Annotated in this window: 17 protein-coding genes; 14 read left to right on the forward strand and 3 right to left on the reverse strand. The window is 68.8% G+C overall.

Annotation, left to right across the window (positions count from 1 at the left end; all coding sequences use genetic code 11):
• The first annotated feature begins 7 nt into the window (after nucleotides 1-7).
• From ACIBKY_RS07990 to ACIBKY_RS08025, 8 genes are read left to right on the forward strand one after another with little or no spacing between them, the layout of a single operon-like run.
• Nucleotides 8-1381 (forward strand): extracellular solute-binding protein, encoded by a 1374-nt coding sequence (locus ACIBKY_RS07990; protein WP_397095324.1) that lies wholly within the window; start codon nucleotides 8-10, stop codon nucleotides 1379-1381.
• Nucleotides 1356-2282 (forward strand): carbohydrate ABC transporter permease, encoded by a 927-nt coding sequence (locus ACIBKY_RS07995; RefSeq protein ID WP_379620417.1) that lies wholly within the window; start codon nucleotides 1356-1358, stop codon nucleotides 2280-2282. The genes ACIBKY_RS07990 and ACIBKY_RS07995 overlap by 26 nt, the downstream gene beginning before the upstream one ends.
• The gene (locus tag ACIBKY_RS08000; protein WP_379620419.1) at nucleotides 2279-3103 is read left to right on the forward strand and encodes a carbohydrate ABC transporter permease; all 825 of its coding nucleotides are present in this window, start codon (nucleotides 2279-2281) and stop codon (nucleotides 3101-3103) included. Before ACIBKY_RS07995 ends, ACIBKY_RS08000 begins: the two co-directional genes overlap by 4 nt.
• A complete protein-coding gene (locus ACIBKY_RS08005) occupies nucleotides 3103-4200 on the forward strand; it encodes an ABC transporter ATP-binding protein (RefSeq protein ID WP_397095326.1) in 1098 nt (365 codons plus the stop codon). Before ACIBKY_RS08000 ends, ACIBKY_RS08005 begins: the two co-directional genes overlap by 1 nt.
• On the forward strand, nucleotides 4197-5471 hold the full coding sequence (locus ACIBKY_RS08010; protein ID WP_397095327.1) for a CehA/McbA family metallohydrolase: 1275 nt from the start codon (nucleotides 4197-4199) through the stop codon (nucleotides 5469-5471). Before ACIBKY_RS08005 ends, ACIBKY_RS08010 begins: the two co-directional genes overlap by 4 nt.
• A gap of 16 nt (nucleotides 5472-5487) precedes the next feature.
• Complete coding sequence (locus tag ACIBKY_RS08015) at nucleotides 5488-6387, forward strand: sugar phosphate isomerase/epimerase family protein (protein ID WP_397095329.1); 900 nt, start codon at nucleotides 5488-5490, stop codon at nucleotides 6385-6387.
• Between the two features lie 25 nt (nucleotides 6388-6412).
• The gene (locus tag ACIBKY_RS08020; RefSeq protein ID WP_397095331.1) at nucleotides 6413-7495 is read left to right on the forward strand and encodes a Gfo/Idh/MocA family protein; all 1083 of its coding nucleotides are present in this window, start codon (nucleotides 6413-6415) and stop codon (nucleotides 7493-7495) included.
• Nucleotides 7485-10172 (forward strand): alpha-mannosidase, encoded by a 2688-nt coding sequence (locus ACIBKY_RS08025; RefSeq protein ID WP_397095333.1) that lies wholly within the window; start codon nucleotides 7485-7487, stop codon nucleotides 10170-10172. The genes ACIBKY_RS08020 and ACIBKY_RS08025 overlap by 11 nt, the downstream gene beginning before the upstream one ends.
• A gap of 48 nt (nucleotides 10173-10220) precedes the next feature.
• On the opposite strand, the gene ACIBKY_RS08030 is transcribed toward ACIBKY_RS08025, so the two are convergent.
• The 3 genes from ACIBKY_RS08030 to ACIBKY_RS08040 all read right to left on the reverse strand — a co-directional run bounded on the left by ACIBKY_RS08030 (nucleotide 10221) and on the right by ACIBKY_RS08040 (nucleotide 11895).
• Nucleotides 10221-10475 (reverse strand): hypothetical protein, encoded by a 255-nt coding sequence (locus ACIBKY_RS08030; protein WP_397095334.1) that lies wholly within the window; start codon nucleotides 10473-10475, stop codon nucleotides 10221-10223.
• Entirely contained in the window at nucleotides 10475-11278 is an 804-nt protein-coding gene (locus tag ACIBKY_RS08035; RefSeq protein ID WP_397095336.1) for a hypothetical protein, read from the reverse strand. The genes ACIBKY_RS08030 and ACIBKY_RS08035 overlap by 1 nt, the downstream gene beginning before the upstream one ends.
• A gap of 122 nt (nucleotides 11279-11400) precedes the next feature.
• Nucleotides 11401-11895 (reverse strand): Lrp/AsnC family transcriptional regulator, encoded by a 495-nt coding sequence (locus ACIBKY_RS08040; protein ID WP_397095337.1) that lies wholly within the window; start codon nucleotides 11893-11895, stop codon nucleotides 11401-11403.
• A gap of 203 nt (nucleotides 11896-12098) precedes the next feature.
• On the opposite strand from ACIBKY_RS08040, the gene ACIBKY_RS08045 reads away from it, so the two are divergent.
• The 6 genes from ACIBKY_RS08045 (at nucleotide 12099) to ACIBKY_RS08070 (ending at nucleotide 19028) form a co-directional block, all read left to right on the forward strand.
• A complete protein-coding gene (locus ACIBKY_RS08045) occupies nucleotides 12099-13532 on the forward strand; it encodes a gamma-aminobutyraldehyde dehydrogenase (protein WP_397095339.1) in 1434 nt (477 codons plus the stop codon).
• Nucleotides 13533-14591 (forward strand): ABC transporter ATP-binding protein, encoded by a 1059-nt coding sequence (locus ACIBKY_RS08050; protein ID WP_379620439.1) that lies wholly within the window; start codon nucleotides 13533-13535, stop codon nucleotides 14589-14591.
• A 5-nt stretch (nucleotides 14592-14596) separates the two neighbouring features.
• Nucleotides 14597-15826 (forward strand): PotD/PotF family extracellular solute-binding protein, encoded by a 1230-nt coding sequence (locus tag ACIBKY_RS08055; protein WP_397095341.1) that lies wholly within the window; start codon nucleotides 14597-14599, stop codon nucleotides 15824-15826.
• Between the two features lie 2 nt (nucleotides 15827-15828).
• Nucleotides 15829-16686: an ABC transporter permease gene (locus ACIBKY_RS08060; protein ID WP_379620443.1), complete on the forward strand. Its 858-nt coding sequence runs from the start codon at nucleotides 15829-15831 to the stop codon at nucleotides 16684-16686.
• The gene (locus tag ACIBKY_RS08065) at nucleotides 16683-17471 is read left to right on the forward strand and encodes an ABC transporter permease (protein WP_397095343.1); all 789 of its coding nucleotides are present in this window, start codon (nucleotides 16683-16685) and stop codon (nucleotides 17469-17471) included. Before ACIBKY_RS08060 ends, ACIBKY_RS08065 begins: the two co-directional genes overlap by 4 nt.
• Before the next feature lie 162 nt (nucleotides 17472-17633).
• Nucleotides 17634-19028 carry an NAD(P)/FAD-dependent oxidoreductase gene (locus ACIBKY_RS08070; RefSeq protein ID WP_397095344.1) on the forward strand — a complete coding sequence of 465 codons (1395 nt, stop codon included), beginning with the start codon at nucleotides 17634-17636 and terminating at the stop codon, nucleotides 19026-19028.
• Nucleotides 19029-19060: the final 32 nt, after the last annotated feature.

The raw sequence follows: 19060 nt of genomic DNA on the forward strand, positions 1-19060 counted from the left end.
GGTTCGCATGAGATTGCGAAAAATCTCGGCTGTCGCCGTCCTGGCCCTGTCGGCCGCCGCCTGCGGCCAGTCGTCCGGCGGCGGCGGTGACACCATCGAGCTGACGATCACCCAGAACGCGATCGCCGGCGGCAAGAACGCCAAGGGCGCCGAGTACATCGCGAAGTGGGTCATCCCACAGTTCGAGGCGGCCCAGAAGGCGAAAGGGAAGGACGTCAAGGTCAAGTTCATCCCGAGCGGGGTCGACGACGAGCAGTACAAGACCAAGCTCTCCCTGGACCTGAAGTCCGGCAAGGGGGCGGACGTCTTCGACATCGACGGCATCTGGATGGGCGAGTTCGCCGAGGCCGGCTACATCAAGCCGCTGGCCGAGGTGGCGGGCCCCGAGACGGAGTCCTGGGACGGCTGGAGCCAGATCCCCGAAGCGGTCCAGGGCCTGGCCACCTTCAGCGGCAAGAAGCACGCGCTGCCCGTCGGCACCGACGGCCGCGTCCTCTACTTCAACAAGACGCTCATGACCAAGGCGGGCCTGCCCGCCGACTGGCAGCCGAAGAGCTGGCAGGAGATCCTCGACGCCGGCGCCAAGCTCAAGTCCGCCGGTGTGCCCGTGCCGATCCAGATCAACGCCGGCACCGCGATGGGCGAGGCCACCTCCATGCAGGGCGTGCTCCCGCTGCTGGCCGGCGCTGGCGGCGAGGTGCAGAAGGACGGCAAGTGGACCGGCGCCGCCCAGCCGCTCAAGGACGCGCTCGGCCTCTACCAGAAGATCTACTCGCAGGGCCTGGGCGACCCCAAGCTCCAGCAGGAGGCCAAGGGCCGCGACAAGTCCTTCGCCCAGTTCGCCGAAGGCAAGATCGGCATCCTGATGGAGGGCGACTACTTCTGGCGCGGCGTCGTCAACCCCACCGACGGCGTGGCCAAGATGGCCGACCGCGACCAGACCGTCGGCTACGCGAAGATCCCCGCGATGGAGGCCGGCAAGGGCCTGCGCGGCCAGGACTTCGTCAGCATGTCCGGCGGCGCGCTGCGCACGCTCAACCCCAACAGCAAGCACCCCAAGGAAGCCTTCGAACTGCTCGCCTTCACGCTCTCCGCCGAGGGACTGAAGGAGGAGACCAAGAACGGCAACGTGCGCATCACCCCGCGCACCGACGTCAACAAGGAGATCCTGACCGGCGACCCGCTGCTGGCCTACATCTCCGAGGAAGTGCTCCCGCTGACCGCCTACCGCCCGCCGGTCGCGCTCTACCCGCAGGTCTCCACGGCCCTGCAGGAGGCCACGGCCGCCGTGGTGAGCGGGAAGACGCCGGACGAGGCCGCCGCGGAGTACCAGAAGAAGCTCGAAGGAATAGCCGGTGGCGCTGGCAACATCGCCTCCTGAGGCCCCGGCGCCCCCGGACAGGAAGACCTACAGCTCTGACGCGGCCGGTCTCGGCCGCGTCAGGGCGTCGGTCTTCGCCGCGCCCGCGCTCCTGCTCATCGCGGTCTTCCTGGTCTTTCCCGCGCTCTGGGTGCTCTACCTCAGCATCACCAACTACCGCCTCAGCGGGGTGCAGGCCCGCGACCCGCAGGTCGTCGGCCTCGACAACTTCTTCAACGCGCTGGCCAGCGGCAAGTTCTGGAACTCGACCTGGCTGACCGTGGAGTTCGTGCTCGGCTCCGCGGTCATCGGGCAGGTCGTGCTCGGCTTCACCATCGCGTGGCTGATGCGCGACCGGACCGGCCCGCTCAAGCGCCTGGTCGAAGGCCTGGTCATCCTCGCCTGGATCCTGCCCAGCGCCGTGGTGTCGTTCCTGTGGGTGGCGCTGCTCGACCGCGACGGCGGCACGCTGAACCTTCTCCTCGGCATCCCCGGCTTCGCCTGGCTGCTCGACTACCCGATGCTGTCGATCATCATCTTCAACACCTGGCGCGGCACCGCGTTCTCGATGATGTTGTACGGCGCCGCCCTCGGCAACGTGCCGCCCTCGCACCTGGAGAGCGCCCGCCTGGCCGGAGCCTCCGGCTGGCAGCAGTTGCGCGACGTCGTCTTCCCGCACATCCGCGGCCACATCCTGACCAACCTGCTGCTGATCAGCCTGTGGACGTTCAACGACTTCACCCCGTTCATGCTCACCGCCGGAGGGCCGGACGGGAAGACCGAGATCCTCGCCGTCTACGTCTACAAGGAGGCCCTGATCGGCGGGAACCTCGGCGTCGGCGCGGCCATCTCCGCGATCATCCTGCTGATCAACCTCGTGGTCGCCGTGTTCTACCTTCGGCTGCTCAGGAGGAAGTCATGAGCCCGCGGCGCGTACTCGGCCGGATCGGCTTCTACACGCTGATCGCCGTGGTGCTGGCCTTCTTCAGCGTGCCGCTGCTGTGGCTGGCCACGGCCCCGTTCACCAGCGACCCGACCTACGAGGTCTCGCTGCCCGACTTCACGCTCGCCAACTTCCGGGCGATCCTGGAGCATCCGTACGCGCTCGGCTCGCTCTACAACTCGCTGATCCTGGCCGTCGGCACCGCGTTGCTGGTCGTGGTGTTCGCGGCGCTGGCCGCGTACGCGCTGAGCCGGGTGCGCATCCCCGGCCGCGACGGGCTCCTCTACGCGCTCCTGCTGCTGTCGTCGATCATCACCGGCACCGCGGCGATGGTGCCGATCTACCAGCTCGCGGTCGAGCTGAACCTCATCGACACCCACCTGGGCGTCATCCTCATCCTCACCGGCGGCCTGCTGCCCGCGGCGATCTTCATGCTCAAGGACTTCATGGACACCACGCCCAAGTCCTACGAGGAGTCGGCGCGTGTCTTCGGTGCCTCGCCGCTGCAGATCGTGCGGCACGTGGTGGTGCCGCTGGTGCGGCCGGGGCTGGCGACGATCGCCGTGTGGGCGATCGCCAACGTGTGGGGCAACTTCCTCATGCCGTACCTGCTGTTCAGCAGTGACCCGGAGAACCAGCCGGCCGCGGTGATCATCTATACGCTCTACACCGAGGGCGGCCAGGCCAACCTGCAGTTGCTGTCGACCTTCGGCCTCCTCTACTCGGTGCCGGTGGTGCTCATGTACCTGTTCGTCAGCAAGAAGTACGGCTTCCGCTTCCACGGAGGGATCAAGCGCTGATGTCGGCCATCGAACTGCGCGGCCTCACCAAGGTCTACCCCGGCGGCGTCCGGGCGCTCGACGCCCTCGACCTGGTCATCCCCGACGGCGAGTTCTTCGCCCTGCTGGGCCCGTCCGGCTGCGGCAAGACCACGCTGCTGCGCACCATCGCCGGGCTGGAGACCGCCACTTCCGGCGCGGTCGTCCTCGGCGAGCGCGACGTGACCAACATCCAGCCGGGCGCCCGCGACCTGGCGATGGTCTTCCAGGACTACGCGCTCTTCCCGCACATGGACGTCACCGACAACATCGCCTACCCGCTGCGCATCAAGAAGGTCGCCAAGGCCGCGCGCGGCGACAAGGCCCGCGAGGTCGGCGAACGGCTGGGCCTGGCCCAGCTCATGGACCGGCGCCCCGGCCAGCTGTCGGGTGGCCAGCAGCAGCGCGTGGCGCTGGCCCGCGTGATGGCCACGCAGGCGCGGGCGTTCCTGTTCGACGAGCCGCTGTCCAACCTCGACGCGCGGCTGCGGCTGGAGGCGCGCACGTTCCTCAAGCGGCTGCAGCGCGAACTCGGCGTCACCACCGTCTTCGTCACCCACGACCAGGCCGAGGCCCTGGCGATGGCCGACCGGATGGCGGTCATGGAGGCGGGACACATCCGCCAGGTGGGCACACCGGCCGAGGTGTTCCAGCGCCCGGCCAACACCTTCGTCGCCTCGTTCATCGGCTCCACGCCGATGAACCTGCTTGACGCCGTCGTACGGGGCGACAGTCTGGAGGTGTCCGGATGCAAGGTGGCCGTCCCCGGGTCGGCCGCCGGCCTGCTCACCGACGGGGAGAAGATCGTGTACGGCGTGCGTCCCGAGTACATGTCCTACTCCGCCGAGCCCGCGGAGGGCGCGCTGGGCGGGAAGGTGTCGATCGTGGAGAACCTGGGAGCGTCCCACCTGGTGACGCTTGAGGTCGGGACGGCCTCGGTGCAGGCGGTGGTGCCGGAGGGCCGCGAGCCCGCGCCCGGCGACGACGGCTACGCGCTGCCCCGGGCCGACCGCGCGCTGGCCTACCGCGACGGCGACCTGGTGGCGGCCGGACGTGGGGGTACGGAGGCCGGAGCGTGAGCGTGATCCGAGGACACTGGTCGCTGGACGACCGGCTGGAGCGCATCCTGCGCGAGGTGCCGTTTGAGGTGCCGGCGGGGGCGCGGTCGGTGACCGTGCGGCTGTCCTATGACCGCGCCCAGGGCGTGATCGACCTCGGCTGTGGCGCGCCGTCGGGTTTTCGCGGCTGGTCGGGCGGTGCCCGTGACGAGTACACGATCACCACGGAATGGGCGACGCCCGGCTACCTCCCGGGCGAGGTGCCCGGGTATCCGCCGGGGGCGGCCGGTCCTTTGCCCGGGGCGGCCGGACCTTTGCCGGGGGTGGCGGCCGTGACGGGAGGTGGGCTGGAGGCCGGGACCTGGCAGGTGTGGCTCCGGCTGCACCGCATTCCGCCCGAGGGCCTGGACTACACGCTGGAGATCGAGACATCCCCCCGGATCACGAAATTTCCGGACACTCCAGAGCCGGAGATCGGCGCGCGCCCCCCTCGGCGCGACATTCCAGATGTCTCAGGGATGCGGTGGTACGCGGGTGACTTCCACGCCCACACCGTCCACAGCGACGGCACCCTGACCATCCCCGAACTGGCCGAGCTGGCCGCCTCCCGCGGCCTGGACTTCCTGGCCGTCACCGACCACAACACCGTCAGCCACCACCCCTGGCTGGCCAAGACGGACCGGGGCATCACGCTCATCCCCGGCCAGGAGGTCACCACCGACCGCGGCCACGCCAACGTCTTCGGCGACGTCGGCTGGGTCGACTTCCGCGAGCCCGCCGACTCCTGGGCCGAGCACGCGCGCGAACGCGGCGGCCTGATGTCGGTCAACCATCCGCTCGGCGGCGACTGCGCCTGGCTGCTGCCCATCGAGCGGCGTCCGCGGGTGGCCGAGGTGTGGAGCTCCGGCTGGTGGGATCGCCGCTGGGGCGCGCCGCTGGCCTGGGCCGACGCCTGGCGTGACGACGTGATCGCGATCGGCGGCAGCGACTTCCACCGCCACGGCAGCGACGGCCTGCCCGGCGCGCCCACCACGTGGGTGCTGGCCGAGGACCCGAGCCTGATCCTCGACGCCGTCGCCGCCGGGCGCACCGCCGTCTCGGCGGGACCGGACGCGCCCCTGCTGCTGCGGCTCGGCGACGAACTGCTCGCGCTCGGCGCCGACGGCCTGGTCCTGGTCCGTCCCGACGGGCGCCGCCAGGTGATCAGGGGCGAGCGCGTGCTGGTCCCCGGTACGGCGGGGCAGCACCGCCTGGAGACCTACGAGAACGAAGTGATGGCTCTATGTGCGTGACAGGAGAGAGGCACTCATGCGCGTGACACGGATCGCCAACGCCCCCGTGAGCTTCGGGGTGTTCGAGCTGAGCGACGGGCCCGCGCCCCTGAGCGCCGACGCGATGGTCGCGGCGCTTTCCGAGGCCGGATACCAGGGCATCGACCTGGGGCCGATCGGATTCCTCGGAACCGGCGGGGACTTCGCCCGGCGGCTGTCGGCGGCCGGGTTCCTGCTGGCCGGTGGGTGGGCCGACCTGCGCTACGGTGACGCCGATGGGTTCGCCGCCGGGTTGCCCGCGCTGGATGCCACGCTCGACGTCTTCGACGCGGCGCCGCCGTACGAGGAAGGCTTCGCGCCGCGGCCGACGCTCGGCGAGTCCGGATCGCCCGCGCGCTTCGCCCGGCCCGGCGGGAACGCGCCGGGGCTGGAGGCGGGCGAGTGGGCCGGGTACGCCAAGCGCGTGCAGGAGGCGGTCGACCGCTGCCGGGCCCGCGGATACGAGCCGGTCTTCCACCACCACCTCGGCACCAACGTGGAGACGACCGACGAGATCGAACGCCTGCTGGAGCTCACCGACGCCCAGCTCTGCCTTGACACCGGGCACCTGCTGCTGGCCGGTGGCGACCCGGTGAAGGCGCTGCGCGACTGGCGCGGGCGGATCGGGCAGGTGCACATCAAGGACGGCGATCCTGCCATCCTGGCCGAAGCGCTGGACGACGGCGCCGACCTGCGGGAGATCATGGGCCGCGGCGGGTTCAGCGCGCTGGGACGCGGCGTCCTCGACCTGCCCGGCGTCGTGTGGGCGCTGGACGAGATCGGCTACCGGGGCTGGATCGTCGTCGAGCAGGACACCCTGCCCGGCCGCCGTCCGATCGACGACGTCATCGCCGACCAGACCGCGAACCTGGCCAAGCTGAAGGACCTGGGGCTGTGAGTCCGAGAGGGAGGGGGAGCCGACGATGAGCACGAGGCTCGCACTGGTGGGGTGCGGGGCGGTCACCCAGGCCGTCTATGTGCCGCTGCTGTCGAGGCGGCGGGAGTTGTTCGAGGTCACGGCGGTCTGCGACCTGTCGAGGACGCTCGCCGACGCGGTCGGCGACCGGCTCGGGGTGACGCGCCGTCACACCTCGCTCGCCGGCATGCTGGCCGAAGGCGGGTTCGACGCCGTCGTCATGCTCGCCTCCGGCTCCCACGGCGAGCCGGTACGGCAGGCGCTCGCCGCCGGATACGCCGTGTTGTGCGAGAAGCCGCTGGCCCTGACCGAGGCCGAGGTCGCGGCGCTGCCCGAGGGCAGGCTGATGGTCGGATACATGAAGCAGTACGACCCGGCGGTGCGCAGGGCCGAGGAGATCCTGGCGGAGCTGGGCGGGGCGGGCGTGATCCGCTCGGTCGAGGTGACCGTGCTGCACCCGAGCGGGGAGTCGCAGCTGGCCTTCGCCAACCTGGCCCACGCGCGGGACGTGGACGTCGAGCCGCTGCGGGCGGCCGAGAACACGATCCTGGACCGGGCGCTGGGAGAGGAGGCCACGGCGGAGCTGCGGTCGGTCTACAGCGTGGCGCTGGGCTCGATCTGCCATGATCTGTCGCTGTTGCGGCGCTTCACCGGCTCGCCGGTCGCGGTGGATCACGTCGAGAACTGGGGTGGTTCCCCCGGCTCCATCGAGATTTCCGGTCCCTTGCCGGTCGCCGGGCGATATTCCATTCGATGGCACTACCTGGAGGATTATCCGGCCTACCGGGAGACCGTCGCCATCCACCACACCAAGGGCACGCTGGAGCTGGCCTTCCCCGCCCCGTACCTGATGAACGCGCCCACCGTGCTGACCGTCGTCTCCGGGGCCGAGAGCCGCAACGAGTACCGGGACGTGACCGAGGCGTTCGAGACACAGTTGCTCGCCTTCCACGCCTTCGTGACCTCCGGCAAGCCGCCGCTCACCGACGCCGCCGGGGCGCTGGAGGACATCGTCACCGCCCAGCGGATCGCGGCACGCTACGCCGTACGGCATGACCTTGCCCTGGGGGGAGAAGCCCGTGAGCGTTGAGATCGTTCTGGTTCCGCACACGCACTGGGACCGCGAGTGGTACGAGCCGTTCCAGCGCTTCCGGCTGCGGCTGGTGGCGCTGCTCGACGAAGTGATCGAGACCATGGAACGCGAGCCCGGCTACCACTTCACCCTCGACGGGCAGCTGGCCTGCGTGGACGACTACCTGGAGGTGCGGCCGGAGAACCGCGAGCGCCTGGCCGCGCTGGTGCGCTCCGGGCGGCTGGCCGTGGGGCCGTGGCAGATCTTGCTGGACGAGTTCCTGTGCTCGGGCGAGAACATCGTGCGCAACCTGGAGCTCGGGCTCTCCCGCGCCGACAAGCTCGGCGGGGCGATGGAGGTCGGCTACCTGCCGGACATGTTCGGGCATGCCGCCCAGATGCCGCAGATTCTTCGGCGGGCGGGGCTGGAGCACGCCTGCGTCTACCGCGGCGTACCGTCGAAGGTGGTCACCGACGCCTTCGCCTGGGTCGCGCCCGACGGCAGCGCCGTCCGCACGCAATACCTGCCAGAAGGCGGCTACGGCAACGGCGTCGACCTGATCCACGGCGCCGGGAAGCTGGAGGAGCGCGCGGCCGCCTTCGCCCGGCGGATGCGCCCGTGGCACGGACCCGAGGGCCCGCTGCTGGCCATGTACGGCACCGACCATTCCGCCCCGGTCGCCGGACTGCCGGAGCTGGTCGCGTCGATGGGCTCCCGCATGGACACCTTGTCCGGATATATCGAGGCATTTGACCCGGCCGTCCACGGCCTGCCCCGCGTCGAAGGCGAGCTGCGCTCGCACGCGCGCGCCAACATCCTGCCCGGCGTCATCTCCGTGCGCGCCCACGTCAAGCAGGCCATGGGCCGCGCCGAACGCATGGTCGAGCGCTACGCGGAACCCCTGGCCGCCCTCTGGGGCGAGGACTGGCCGGGCCGCTTCCTCGACATGGCCTGGTGGCGCCTGGTCGACGCCAGCGGCCACGACTCCGTCACCGGCTGCGGCGTCGACGAAACCGCACAGCAGGTCGCCGCCCGCATCGCCGAGGCCGAACACCTCGGGCAGGCCGTGCGCGACATGGTCACCAGCCGCCTGTCCGCGGCTGTCCCGTCCGACGGCGTACTCGTCGTCAACCCCACTCCCGCGGTACGGCGCGGCGTCGTCCTGACCCAGGTCGCCGGCCAGGACCCGCTCGCCGGACCCGGCGGCCCCCTCCACACCCAGACCCTCGAATACGAGCCCACCCTGCTGCTCGACGAGGAGATGGACCCCGAGCTCGCCCTCTCCTTCATCCACGGCCCCGAGCTCTACGGCCAGCACATCACCGGCTGGAACGTCGAGGACGGCGTCCTGACCTTCACCGTCGCCCGGAACAGCGACGAGGCCTTCGACACCGCCGACATCGCCGCCGCGGCATCGGGGGTCACCCGGGTACGCATCCTGGCCGAGCCCCGCCGTACCGTCGCCGCGCTGGTCGAGGTGCCCGCGCTGGGCCACACCAGCCTGCGTCCCGTCCCCTGGGAGCCCGGCCTGGCCCCGGCGGGCGGCATCGCCCCCGCCCGCGCGGAGGGGCAGGTCCTCGACAACGGCCTGCTCCGGGTCGAGGTGGCCGCCGACGGCACCCTCACCCTCACCGGTCCCGACGGCGTGACCGTCACCGGCGCCGGACGCGTCGTGGACGGCGGCGACGCCGGTGACACCTACAACTACGCGCCACCGGCCGGCGACCGCCTGGTGTCGGAGCCGGTCGTGGTCGAGGTCTCCCCGGTGTGGTCAGGGCCGCTGGTGGCCGCCTTCGACATCCGCCGCACGTACCTGTGGCCCGCCACCGACTCCGAACCCATGACCGGCGCCGACCACGCCCGCGTCCCCCAGCTCGCCGCCCCCGACCCCGGCCGCGGCACCAACGCGGCCGAAACCGTCGTGGAGACGCGCGTCGAACTTCGAGCCGGTGAGCCGTTCGTCCGGCTCCGCGTGGAGTTCGACAACCGGGTCAACGACCACCGGGTCCGCCTGCACATCCCGATGCCGGTCGCGGCGACCTCGTCGTACGCGGAGGGTCAGTTCGCCGTCGTCGAACGCGGCCTCAGCCCGGAAGGCGGCTGCGGCGAAACCCCGCTGCCCACCTACCCCGCCTCCGGCTGGGTCGCCGCGGGCGGAGTGGCCGCCCTGCTGGAGCACGTCACCGAGTACGAGGTCACCGGCCAGGAACTCGCCCTCACCCTGCTGCGCTCGGTCGGCTTCCTGTCCCGCAACCGCAACGCCCTGCGCCCGGAACCCGCCGGCCCCCAGATCCCCACCCCCGCGGCCCAGTCAAGGGGACTCCGCTCGGTGAGCCTGGCCCTGATGCCCTACAGCGGAGACTGGGCCGATATCCCCGCCGCAGCCGAAACCTTCCGCCACGACCTCCTGGCAGTGCCAGGCACCGGCACAGGCGCCCTGCCCGACCCCCAGAGCGGTCTGTCGATCACCGGCCCGGGCGTGATGATGACCTCGCTGCGCCGCCGCGACGACTGGAAGGAACTCCGCGTCGTCAACTACGCGCCCGTGGCCACCACGGCGACCATCGAAGGCACCTTCACCGAAGCCCGCCAAGCCGACCTCCGCGGCCGCCCCGGCGACGAACTGCCCACCACCCCGGGCCACCTCAACCTCCCCCTCGGCCCTTGGGAGATCGCGACCATCCAGTTCCGCTGACGAAACAGCGCAGCACCGCCCCTTGGCCAGGGGCGGTGCGGCGGTTGGTCAGGAAATGAAGAGCTCTCCGCCCGGAGGCAGGGAAACGGCGCGCTTCGTCAGGCCATCCAGGATTTTGACGTCGGTGCACCTTTCGATGGCAGCGCGCTGCTCATCGGTGACCCGGATGTCGCGTGCCCGCGTGTACCGGATCAGTTCGCTCGCAAGGGCGGTGGTCTGTGCTCGGGCTCGCCCTACGGCTCGACCAAGCTCGAGGATGCTCTCCGCGTACTCGCCTCGATAGATTTCAGGACTGAGCTCCATCAGGTGAAGAGCTCCTCGGTCGCGGTGACGGAAACGGCGCGCTCCACCCAGCGGTCGAGTGTCTCGGGGTCGGAACAGGCTTGAATGCGAGCCTGCTGTTCGTCACTGACCGGGATACCGCGTGCCTTCAGCACCTTGACCAGGGTTTTGGCCTCGCCTTTGGCTTCGCCAAGTATTTCGCCTTTGGCGATGAGACTCTGGGCGTACTCGCCCTGGTACAGGAATGACGTGGTCGCCATGAGCCGCTCCATTTCTTTCTGCGCGTCACCGGTCAGGGCCACGGCAACGTATTCAGCATAGCGAGCCGCCTCAGACGGGTCGATGCTGTTCAGGGCTGTGGTGAGGGTGGCCAGGATGGTCTGGATCTCCGGGTCCTGGCCGTGGGTGATGGCCGAGATGGCGGCCAGGCCGATGTTGCCCACCGCCGTGGCGACATCGGTGATGACGGGGGTGTTGCCGGGGCCGATCACCAAGGGGATGAGGGTCAGCCCGGGGTGTCCGGTGTGGATGGCCCTGCCTGCCCAGCGGGCGGTGGTCTCGCTGGGGCAGATGACGACGAGACAGGCGGGGCAGTGGTAGCGGGCCCGCATGTTGGCGATGTACGCCAGCCACGTCTCGTGCTTAACGGGGTCGCAGGCGAGCTGCACTTCGGTGATGACCGCGAGCCGGTCTTCGTCGCTCCCGTAGAGGACCGCGCCGTCCGCGCGGTACTCGGCGGGTACGCACTCCGACAGCGAGCAGGTCACCACTTGGCCGCTGTCGGCGGGGATGCGGAGGCTGTCACCGAACAGGGACTCCAGCATGTGGGCGGTATGCCCGGGGTCGAGGGTGGCGATACCCACCAAGCCCTCGTGAAGGGGTGTAACCATAGAGTAAAGCTACGGTAAGGATTCAGTCAGCTACTCTGTGTTTACGAAATGTCCCCTTACCTGGTACCCCAGGAATACGTCTGCTTTCGGAGCTTCAGGTAAACGAAGGACTCGGTGGCTCGGACCGCGGGGATGGCGCGGATCTTGCTGAGGATCTCCAGCAGGTGGGAGTCACCCTCGCAGACCACCTCGACGATCACGTCGAAACTGCCCGCCGTCAGCACCACGTAGTCGATCTCGTCGATCGCGGAAAGCTCGTCGGCGACGAGTTCCAGGTCGCCTTCGCAGTTGACGCCGATCATGGCCTGGCGGGGGAAGCCGAGCGTCAGCGGGTCCGTGACCGCGACGATCTGCATCACCCCCGCGTCCTGCAGTCGCTGCACGCGCTGGCGGACCGCGGCCTCGGAGAGCCCGACCGCCTTGCCGATCGCGGCGTACGGCATCCGCCCGTCGTTCTGCAGTTGCTCGATGATCTGCTTCGACAAATCGTCGAGCACAACCGGCCCGGAAGCGGCCTCGTTGCTTCGGCGTACGCGAGGCGGGGTCGTCATCGCGGGGAATCCTCCTACCAGTCCGGCGTTACGGGCGCATTCCCGCTAGCTTGCCGTCCTGGTGCGACATGCTGTCAGTTCTCCCCGTCCTGTCAAGCGAATTCGTAGCAATTCGGTATCCTTTGCTTCGGAATCCCTTGTCTAGATGCGGTTACTCTGTCAGAGTCGCGGCATCTCAGCCACGTTCACCAGGAGGTCACACGTTGACCAGCCGTCTGCAGAACTTCATCAACAATGAGTTCGTGGACGCCAAGAGCGGCCGATTCTCCGATGTCATCGATCCCTGCACCGGCGAAGCCTATCTTCAGGCTCCGATCTCCGGTCCAGAGGATGTCGATGCCGCCTACGCCGCCGCGGCTGCCGCGTTCGAGTCGTGGGGTCAGACCACGCCGGGAGAGCGGGCCAATCTCCTGCTCAAGGTCGCCGAGGCGATCGAGGCGAGGGCCGATGAGATCAACGAGGCTGAGTGCCTCAACACCGGCAAGCCCCGCGCCCGCATGGCCGAGGACGAGACTCCGGTCGCGGCCGACCACTTCCGGTTCTTCGCCGGTGCGGCCAGGACCCTTGAGGGCCCGACGGCCGGTGAGTTCCTCGCCGAGCACACAAGCGTCATCCGGCACGAGCCGATCGGCGTCATCGGCCAGGTCACGCCCTGGAACTACCCGATGATGATGGCGGTCTGGAAGATCGCCCCGGCGCTTGCCGCCGGAAACACCATCGTGCTCAAGCCGTCGGACACGACGCCCGTATCCACCGTCAAACTCGCCGAGATCATCGGCAGCGTCCTGCCGCCCGGCGTCTTCAACGTCGTCACCGGCGACCGCGAGACCGGCGCGCTGGTCGTGGGCCACCCGACCGCCGCCATGGTGGCGATCACCGGCTCGGTCGGCGCGGGCATGGCCGTCGCCAAGACCGCCGCCGACGACCTCAAGCGGGTCCACCTGGAGCTGGGCGGCAAGGCCCCGGTCGTGGTCTTCGAGGACGTCAAGGACCTCAAGACCGCCGCCGAGTCCATCGCCACCGCCGGGCTCTACAACGCCGGCCAGGACTGCACCGCCGCCTGCCGCGTGCTGGTCCACGAGAGCGTGCACGACGAGTTCGTGGCCGCCCTCACCGCGGCCGCCGCCGGTACGGTCACCGGCGACCTGTCCAACGAGGACGCCCTGTACGGCCCGCTGAACAACGAGAACCAGCTGACCAGGGTCCAGGGCTTCATCGAGCGGGCCCCGTCGCACGCCAAGGTCCTGACCGGCGGCCACCGCGTGGGCGACAAGGGCTACTTCTTCGCTCCGACCATCGTCGACGGCCTCAGGCAGGACGACGAGATGGTGCAGAACGAGGTCTTCGGCCCGGTCATCACCGTCCAGACGTTCACCGACGAGGCGGACGCGCTGGCCAAGGCCAACGACGTGCGCTACGGCCTGTCGGGCTCCGTCTGGACCTCCGACCACGGCCGCGCGATGCGGATGTCGAACAGGCTCGAGTTCGGCGTGGTGTGGGTCAACACGCACATCCCGTTCGTGAGCGAGATGCCGCACGGCGGCTTCAAGCACTCCGGCTACGGCAAGGACCTGTCGGTCTTCGGTCTTCACGACTACACGCGCGTCAAGCACGTCATGCACTACATCGGAGACTAGATGCACGCGATCCAGCTCGATGACGTCGTCAAGGAATACCAGTCGCACGGCGAGGTCGTCCAGGCTGTGAAGGGCGTCACGCTGGAGATCGCCGAGGGGGAGTTCTTCTCCCTCCTCGGCCCCTCCGGTTGCGGCAAGACCACGACCATGCGCATGATCGCGGGCTTCGAGGAGCCCTCGAAGGGCGTGGTCAAGCTGCTCGGGAAGGACGTCACCAACGTCCCGCCCAACAAGCGCGATGTGAACATGGTCTTCCAGTCCTACGCGCTGTTCCCGCACATGAACGTGTGGGACAACGTGGCCTTCGGGCTCAAGCAGAGGGGCGTCGCCCAGGCCGAGATCCGGCAGCGGGTGACCGAGATGCTGGAGATCGTCGACCTGACCGGCCGCGAGAAGCGCCGCCCGCGGGAGATGTCCGGCGGCCAGCAGCAGCGTGTGGCGCTGGCCAGGGCACTGGTCAACCGCCCGCGCGCGCTCCTGCTCGACGAACCGCTCGGCGCGCTCGACCTGAAACTGCGCCAGGCCATGCAGATCGAACTCAAGCGTATCCAGCGCGAGGTCGGCATCACCTTCGTCTACGTCACGCACGACCAGAACGAGGCGCTGACGATGAGCGACCGCATCGCCGTCATGAACGACGGCCTGGTGGAGCAGCTCGCCGGCCCGCGTGAGATCTATGAGCGCCCGGCGACGCAGTTCGTCGCCGGCTTCATCGGCACATCCAACCTTCTCGCCGGTACGGCTGCCGCCGGCGTGCTGCCCATCGGCGGTGGCCGGGTCCTGGTTCCGGGCCAGGACGGCGACGTTTCGGTCACCGTACGCCCGGAGAAGATCACCATCGACACCGCTGAGCCGAACGGCCAGGTCAGCGCGGTGCCGGGCACGGTCGCCGAGGTGGTCTACCTCGGTACCTACAACAGTTACGCCGTGGCCCTCGCCGACGGGGCCGAGGTCACGGTATTCCAGCAGAACGCGCACGACTCCACTACCACGGCCGAGCGGGGTGACTCGGTCTGGCTGTCGTGGCAGCCGCAGCACTCATATGTGATTGGAAGTTGAAGGCCATGGACCCCGTGAACAAGATCGCCCTTCTGCGTGGGATGACGCAGACCCGCACCCGGCGTGAGGCGTTGCGGCTCGCCGGGCTGTCGGCCACCGGCCTGATGCTGGCCGCCTGCGGTGTGCAGGGTCAGAAGCAGGCCCCGGCCAAGCCGGACGCGGTCCAGGAGTATTGGGCCAAGCAGAAGAAGACCGGCAAGGTCGTCTTCGCCAACTGGCCCGAGTACATGCCCGAGGACAAGAAGCCGCTGGAGGAGTTCAAGAAGGCGACCGGTATCTCTTACGAGTACAAAGAGGTCATCGACGAGAACGCCTCCTTCTTCGGCAAGGTCGACCCGGTGCTCAGGGCGGGCCAGTCGCTCGGCTACGACATCGTGGTCATGACGAACGGCATCCAGCTCCAGCACATGATCGAGCTGGGTTACGTCGTCCAGCTGGACCAGTCGAAGCTGCCGAACTTCAACGCCAACGCGGGCGCCAAGTACAAGGACCGCGCCTACGATCCGGGCAACGTCTACACCGTGCCCTACACCTCGGGCATCACGGGGATCGCGTACAACACCAAGTACATCAAGGACGACATCACCAGCATCAACGCGTTGTTCGATCCCAAGTACAAGGGCCGCGTCGGGATGATGCGCGACGCCCAGGAGATCGGCAACTTCGGCATGTTCGCGCTGGGCATCGACCCGGAGAAGTCGACGCAGGCCGACTGGGAGAAGGCGGGCGCCAAGCTCAAGGAGCAGCGCGACGCCGGGCTGGTGCGCAAGTACTACGACCAGGACTACATCGACGCCGTCTCCAAGGGGGACGTGTGGCTGACGATGGCCTGGTCGGGCGATGTGTTCCAGCGCCAGCTCGCGGGTGAGCCGGTCAAGTTCGTGGTGCCGGGGGAGGGCGGCACGATCTGGACCGACAACATGCTCATCCCCAAGGGCGCGGCCAACCCGATCGACGCGATCACGCTGATGGACTGGTTCTACAAGCCGGAGATCGCCGCCGAGCTGGAGGAGTTCATCCAGTTCGTCACCCCGGTCCCCGCGGCGCACGACATCCTCAAGGCGAAGGTCGCGACGCTGCAGGGCAAGGAGAAGACGGACCTGGAGACGCTGGTCAACAGTCCGCTGATCTTCCCGACCGAGGGCGACTACTCCAAGCTGCGCGGCTACACCCAGCTCACCACCAAGACCGAGCAGGTGTTCAACCGCATCTTCCAGACCGTCACCCAGGCCTAGGCATGAAAGGCCGGCTTACCCCCTACCTGCTCGCACTGCCGAGCTGGCTATGGCTAGGGATCTTCCTGGTGGTGCCGCTGGCGGCGATGGCCTCGGTCTCGACGACCACCGGCAACAACATCGACGGCTTCGTCCAGACCTTCGCCTTCTCCAACTACACCGACGCCCTGAGCCGCTACAGCACCCAGCTGGCCCGCTCGTTCGCCTACGGGGCCATGGCCACCGTGGCGATGCTGGTGATCGGCTACCCGGTGGCGTACTTCATCGCCTTCAAGGGCGGTACGCGCAAGTCCACCTATCTGTTCCTGCTCCTGCTGCCGTTCTTCGTCTCGTTCGTGCTGCGCACGATCTCGTGGGGCTTCCTGCTGGCCGACGACGGCATCCTGCTCGGCACGCTGAAGGGCTGGGGGCTGCTGCCCGCCGGTTTCCACGTGCTGGCCACGACCTTCTCGGTGGTGGCGGGGCTGACGTACAACTGGCTGCCGTTCATGATCCTGCCGATCTACGTCGCGCTTGAGCGCGTGGATCCGCGCGTGATCGAGGCGGCCCAGGACCTGTACGCGACCCGCCTGGCCGCCTTCCGCAGGGTGGTGCTGCCGCTGTCGCTGCCCGGTGTGTTCGCCGGGGTGCTGATGACGTTCGTGCCCGCCACGGCCGACCCGGTCAACGCCCAGATCCTCGGCGGCACCTCGAACACGATGATCGGCAACGTCATCCAGACCGAGTACCTGACGAACCTGGCCTACCCGTCGGCGTCGGCGCTGTCGTTCACACTGATGGCGGTGCTGCTGGTGGGCATCTTCATCTACGCCAAGGCACTGGGCACGGAGAACGTTCTGGAAGCGGCGGCCAACCGATGAGAAGGAACCGTCTGGGCGACCGCCTCCTCCACGCCTACACCTGGCTGATCATCGTCTGGCTGTCCGCGCCGATCGCCGTGATGATCCTCTTCGGGTTCAACGACAAGAAGAGCAAGTCCAACACCAGCTGGCAGGGCTTCACCCTGCGCTGGTACCAAGAGCTCTTCTCGATCTCGGACCTGTCCACCGCGCTGATCAACTCGCTGGTGATCGCGGTCGCCAGCACCGTGGTGACCGCGGTCATCGGCACGATGCTGGGCCTCGCGCTCGGCCGCTTCCGGTTCCGGGGCAAGGGCATCACCAACTTCCTGGTCTTCGTCGCGATCTCGACGCCGGAGCTGGTCATGGGCTCGTCGCTGCTGTCGCTGTTCGTCTCGGCGAACATGCCGCGCGACTCCGTCACGATCATCATCGCGCACGTGCTGTTCTCGCTGTCGTTCGTGACGGTGACCGTACGGGCCAGGGTGGTCACGCTCGACCCCTCGCTGGAGGAGGCGGCCAGGGACCTCGGCGCCACGCCGTGGGGCACCTTCCGGCAGGTGACGCTTCCGGCGATCATGCCGGGTGTCGCGGCGGGGGCGATGCTGGCCTTCGCGCTGTCGGTCGACGACTACGTGGTGACGAGCTTCGTCAACGGCTCCACCATCACGTTCCCGCTGTGGATCGTCGGGTCGGTGAAGACCGGCATTCCGCCGCAGGTTAACGTCATGGGTACGCTGATCTTCGGTGTCGGGGTGCTGATCGCCGTGGCCAACTTCGTCGCGGCTCGGCGGCGCCGTACCTGAGAAATCCGACCTTCCCCCCCCGCCGGTCGGCGGGGGGTTTGGCATAGAACGACAAAGAACAGGGAGGCGAGATCGGATTTCGGCGGGGGGAACCCGTGCGTGATCACTCATAAGATCCCGCAATTTCGTATTTCACACTAACTTCGTAGGGAAGTGGGATTTGTGGATCCGCTGAAGGCGCTTGCTGATGCGGAGCGCAAGCCGTACTGGCTGGACAGTCCGGCCAGACCTGAGCCGCAACCGCGGCTCTTCGGACAGACGACCGCCGACCTCGTCGTCGTCGGCGGAGGCTTTTCTGGGCTGTGGACCGCCCTGATGGCCAAGGAACGCGACCCCTCCCAGGACGTCGTCCTGCTGGAAGGCCGCAGGATCGGCTGGGCGGCCACCGGCCGCAACGGCGGGTTCTGCATGGCGACCCTCACACACGGGCTGGCCAACGGGCTGGAGCGCTGGCCGGAGGACATCGAGCGGCTCGAGAACATGGGCGTGGAGAACCTCGACGAGATCGAGGCGACCCTGCGCCGCTACGACATCGACTGCTCCTTCGAACGCACCGGTGAACTGCACGTGGCCACCGAGCCGTGGCAGCTCGACGACCTCAACGAGCACCTGGACCTGATCTCCGACCTCGGGCTCGACTACGTGCCCCTGGACCAGGCGCAGGTGCGGGCCGAGGTCGACTCGCCCACCTACCTGGGCGGGCTGTGGGAGCGCAGCGGCTGCGCCATGCTCGACCCGGCCAAGCTGGCCTTCGGGCTGCGCGCGGCCTGCCTCAAGCTCGGCGTCAGGATCTACGAGCGCTCGCCGGTCCGGGCCCTCGACGACGACGGCGTCACCATCACGTTGCGCACCCCGCACGGCAGCGCCGCCGCGCCCAAGGTCGCGCTCGGCACCGGCGTCTTCCCGCCGCTGCTGCGCCGGCTCAAGCACTTCGTCGTGCCGGTCTACGACTACGCGCTCATGACCGAGCCCATGTCACCCGGCCAGCTCGCCTCGGTGGGCTGGGAGAACCGGCAGGGCGTCGGCGACTCGGCCAACCAGTTCCACTACTACCGGCTGAGCGACGACAACCGCATCCTGTGGGGCGGCTACGACGCCGTGTACTACAACGGCGGCCACCTCAAGCCCGAGTACGACCAGCGCGACGAGACGTTCGTCAAGCTGGCCGGGCACTTCTACGACACCTTCCCGCAGCTGTCCGGCCTGCGCTTCACCCACCGGTGGGGCGGCGTCATCGACACCTGCAGCCGCTTCTCCGCCTTCTTCGGCCAGGCCCACGGCGGCCGGCTGGCCTACGCCGTCGGCTACACCGGCATGGGCGTGGGCGCCACCCGCTTCGGCGCGAACGTCATGCTCGACCTGCTGTCGGGCGAGCGTACCGAGCGGACCGAGCTGCGGATGGTCAAGGAGAAGCCGTTCCCGTTCCCGCCCGAGCCGGTCCGGTCGGGGGTGATCCAGTTCACCCGGTGGTCGATCGCCCGCGCCGACCTCCACCAGGGCAAGCGCAACCTGTGGCTGCGCACGCTCGACAGGATGGGCCTGGGCTTCGACTCCTGAGTCCCGCGCGCGGCCGTGGACACCCGGACCCA

Origin of the sequence: Nonomuraea sp. NPDC050394 (genome assembly GCF_044459065.1) — a bacterium.
GTDB lineage: Bacteria > Actinomycetota > Actinomycetes > Streptosporangiales > Streptosporangiaceae > Nonomuraea.

Excerpts from the sequence above, each read along its gene's own strand:
- ACIBKY_RS07990 (WP_397095324.1), top strand. The coding sequence starts at position 8 with ATGAGATTGCGAAAAATCTCGGCTGTCGCCGTCCTGGCCCTGTCGGCC.
- ACIBKY_RS08000 (WP_379620419.1), top strand. The coding sequence starts at position 2,279 with ATGAGCCCGCGGCGCGTACTCGGCCGGATCGGCTTCTACACGCTGATC.
- ACIBKY_RS08005 (WP_397095326.1), top strand. The coding sequence starts at position 3,103 with ATGTCGGCCATCGAACTGCGCGGCCTCACCAAGGTCTACCCCGGCGGC.
- ACIBKY_RS08015 (WP_397095329.1), top strand. The coding sequence starts at position 5,488 with ATGCGCGTGACACGGATCGCCAACGCCCCCGTGAGCTTCGGGGTGTTC.
- ACIBKY_RS08020 (WP_397095331.1), top strand. The coding sequence starts at position 6,413 with ATGAGCACGAGGCTCGCACTGGTGGGGTGCGGGGCGGTCACCCAGGCC.
- ACIBKY_RS08030 (WP_397095334.1), bottom strand. The coding sequence starts at position 10,475 with ATGGAGCTCAGTCCTGAAATCTATCGAGGCGAGTACGCGGAGAGCATC.
- ACIBKY_RS08035 (WP_397095336.1), bottom strand. The coding sequence starts at position 11,278 with ATGCTGGAGTCCCTGTTCGGTGACAGCCTCCGCATCCCCGCCGACAGC.
- ACIBKY_RS08040 (WP_397095337.1), bottom strand. The coding sequence starts at position 11,895 with ATGACGACCCCGCCTCGCGTACGCCGAAGCAACGAGGCCGCTTCCGGG.
- ACIBKY_RS08050 (WP_379620439.1), top strand. The coding sequence starts at position 13,533 with ATGCACGCGATCCAGCTCGATGACGTCGTCAAGGAATACCAGTCGCAC.
- ACIBKY_RS08055 (WP_397095341.1), top strand. The coding sequence starts at position 14,597 with ATGGACCCCGTGAACAAGATCGCCCTTCTGCGTGGGATGACGCAGACC.
- ACIBKY_RS08060 (WP_379620443.1), top strand. The coding sequence starts at position 15,829 with ATGAAAGGCCGGCTTACCCCCTACCTGCTCGCACTGCCGAGCTGGCTA.
- ACIBKY_RS08065 (WP_397095343.1), top strand. The coding sequence starts at position 16,683 with ATGAGAAGGAACCGTCTGGGCGACCGCCTCCTCCACGCCTACACCTGG.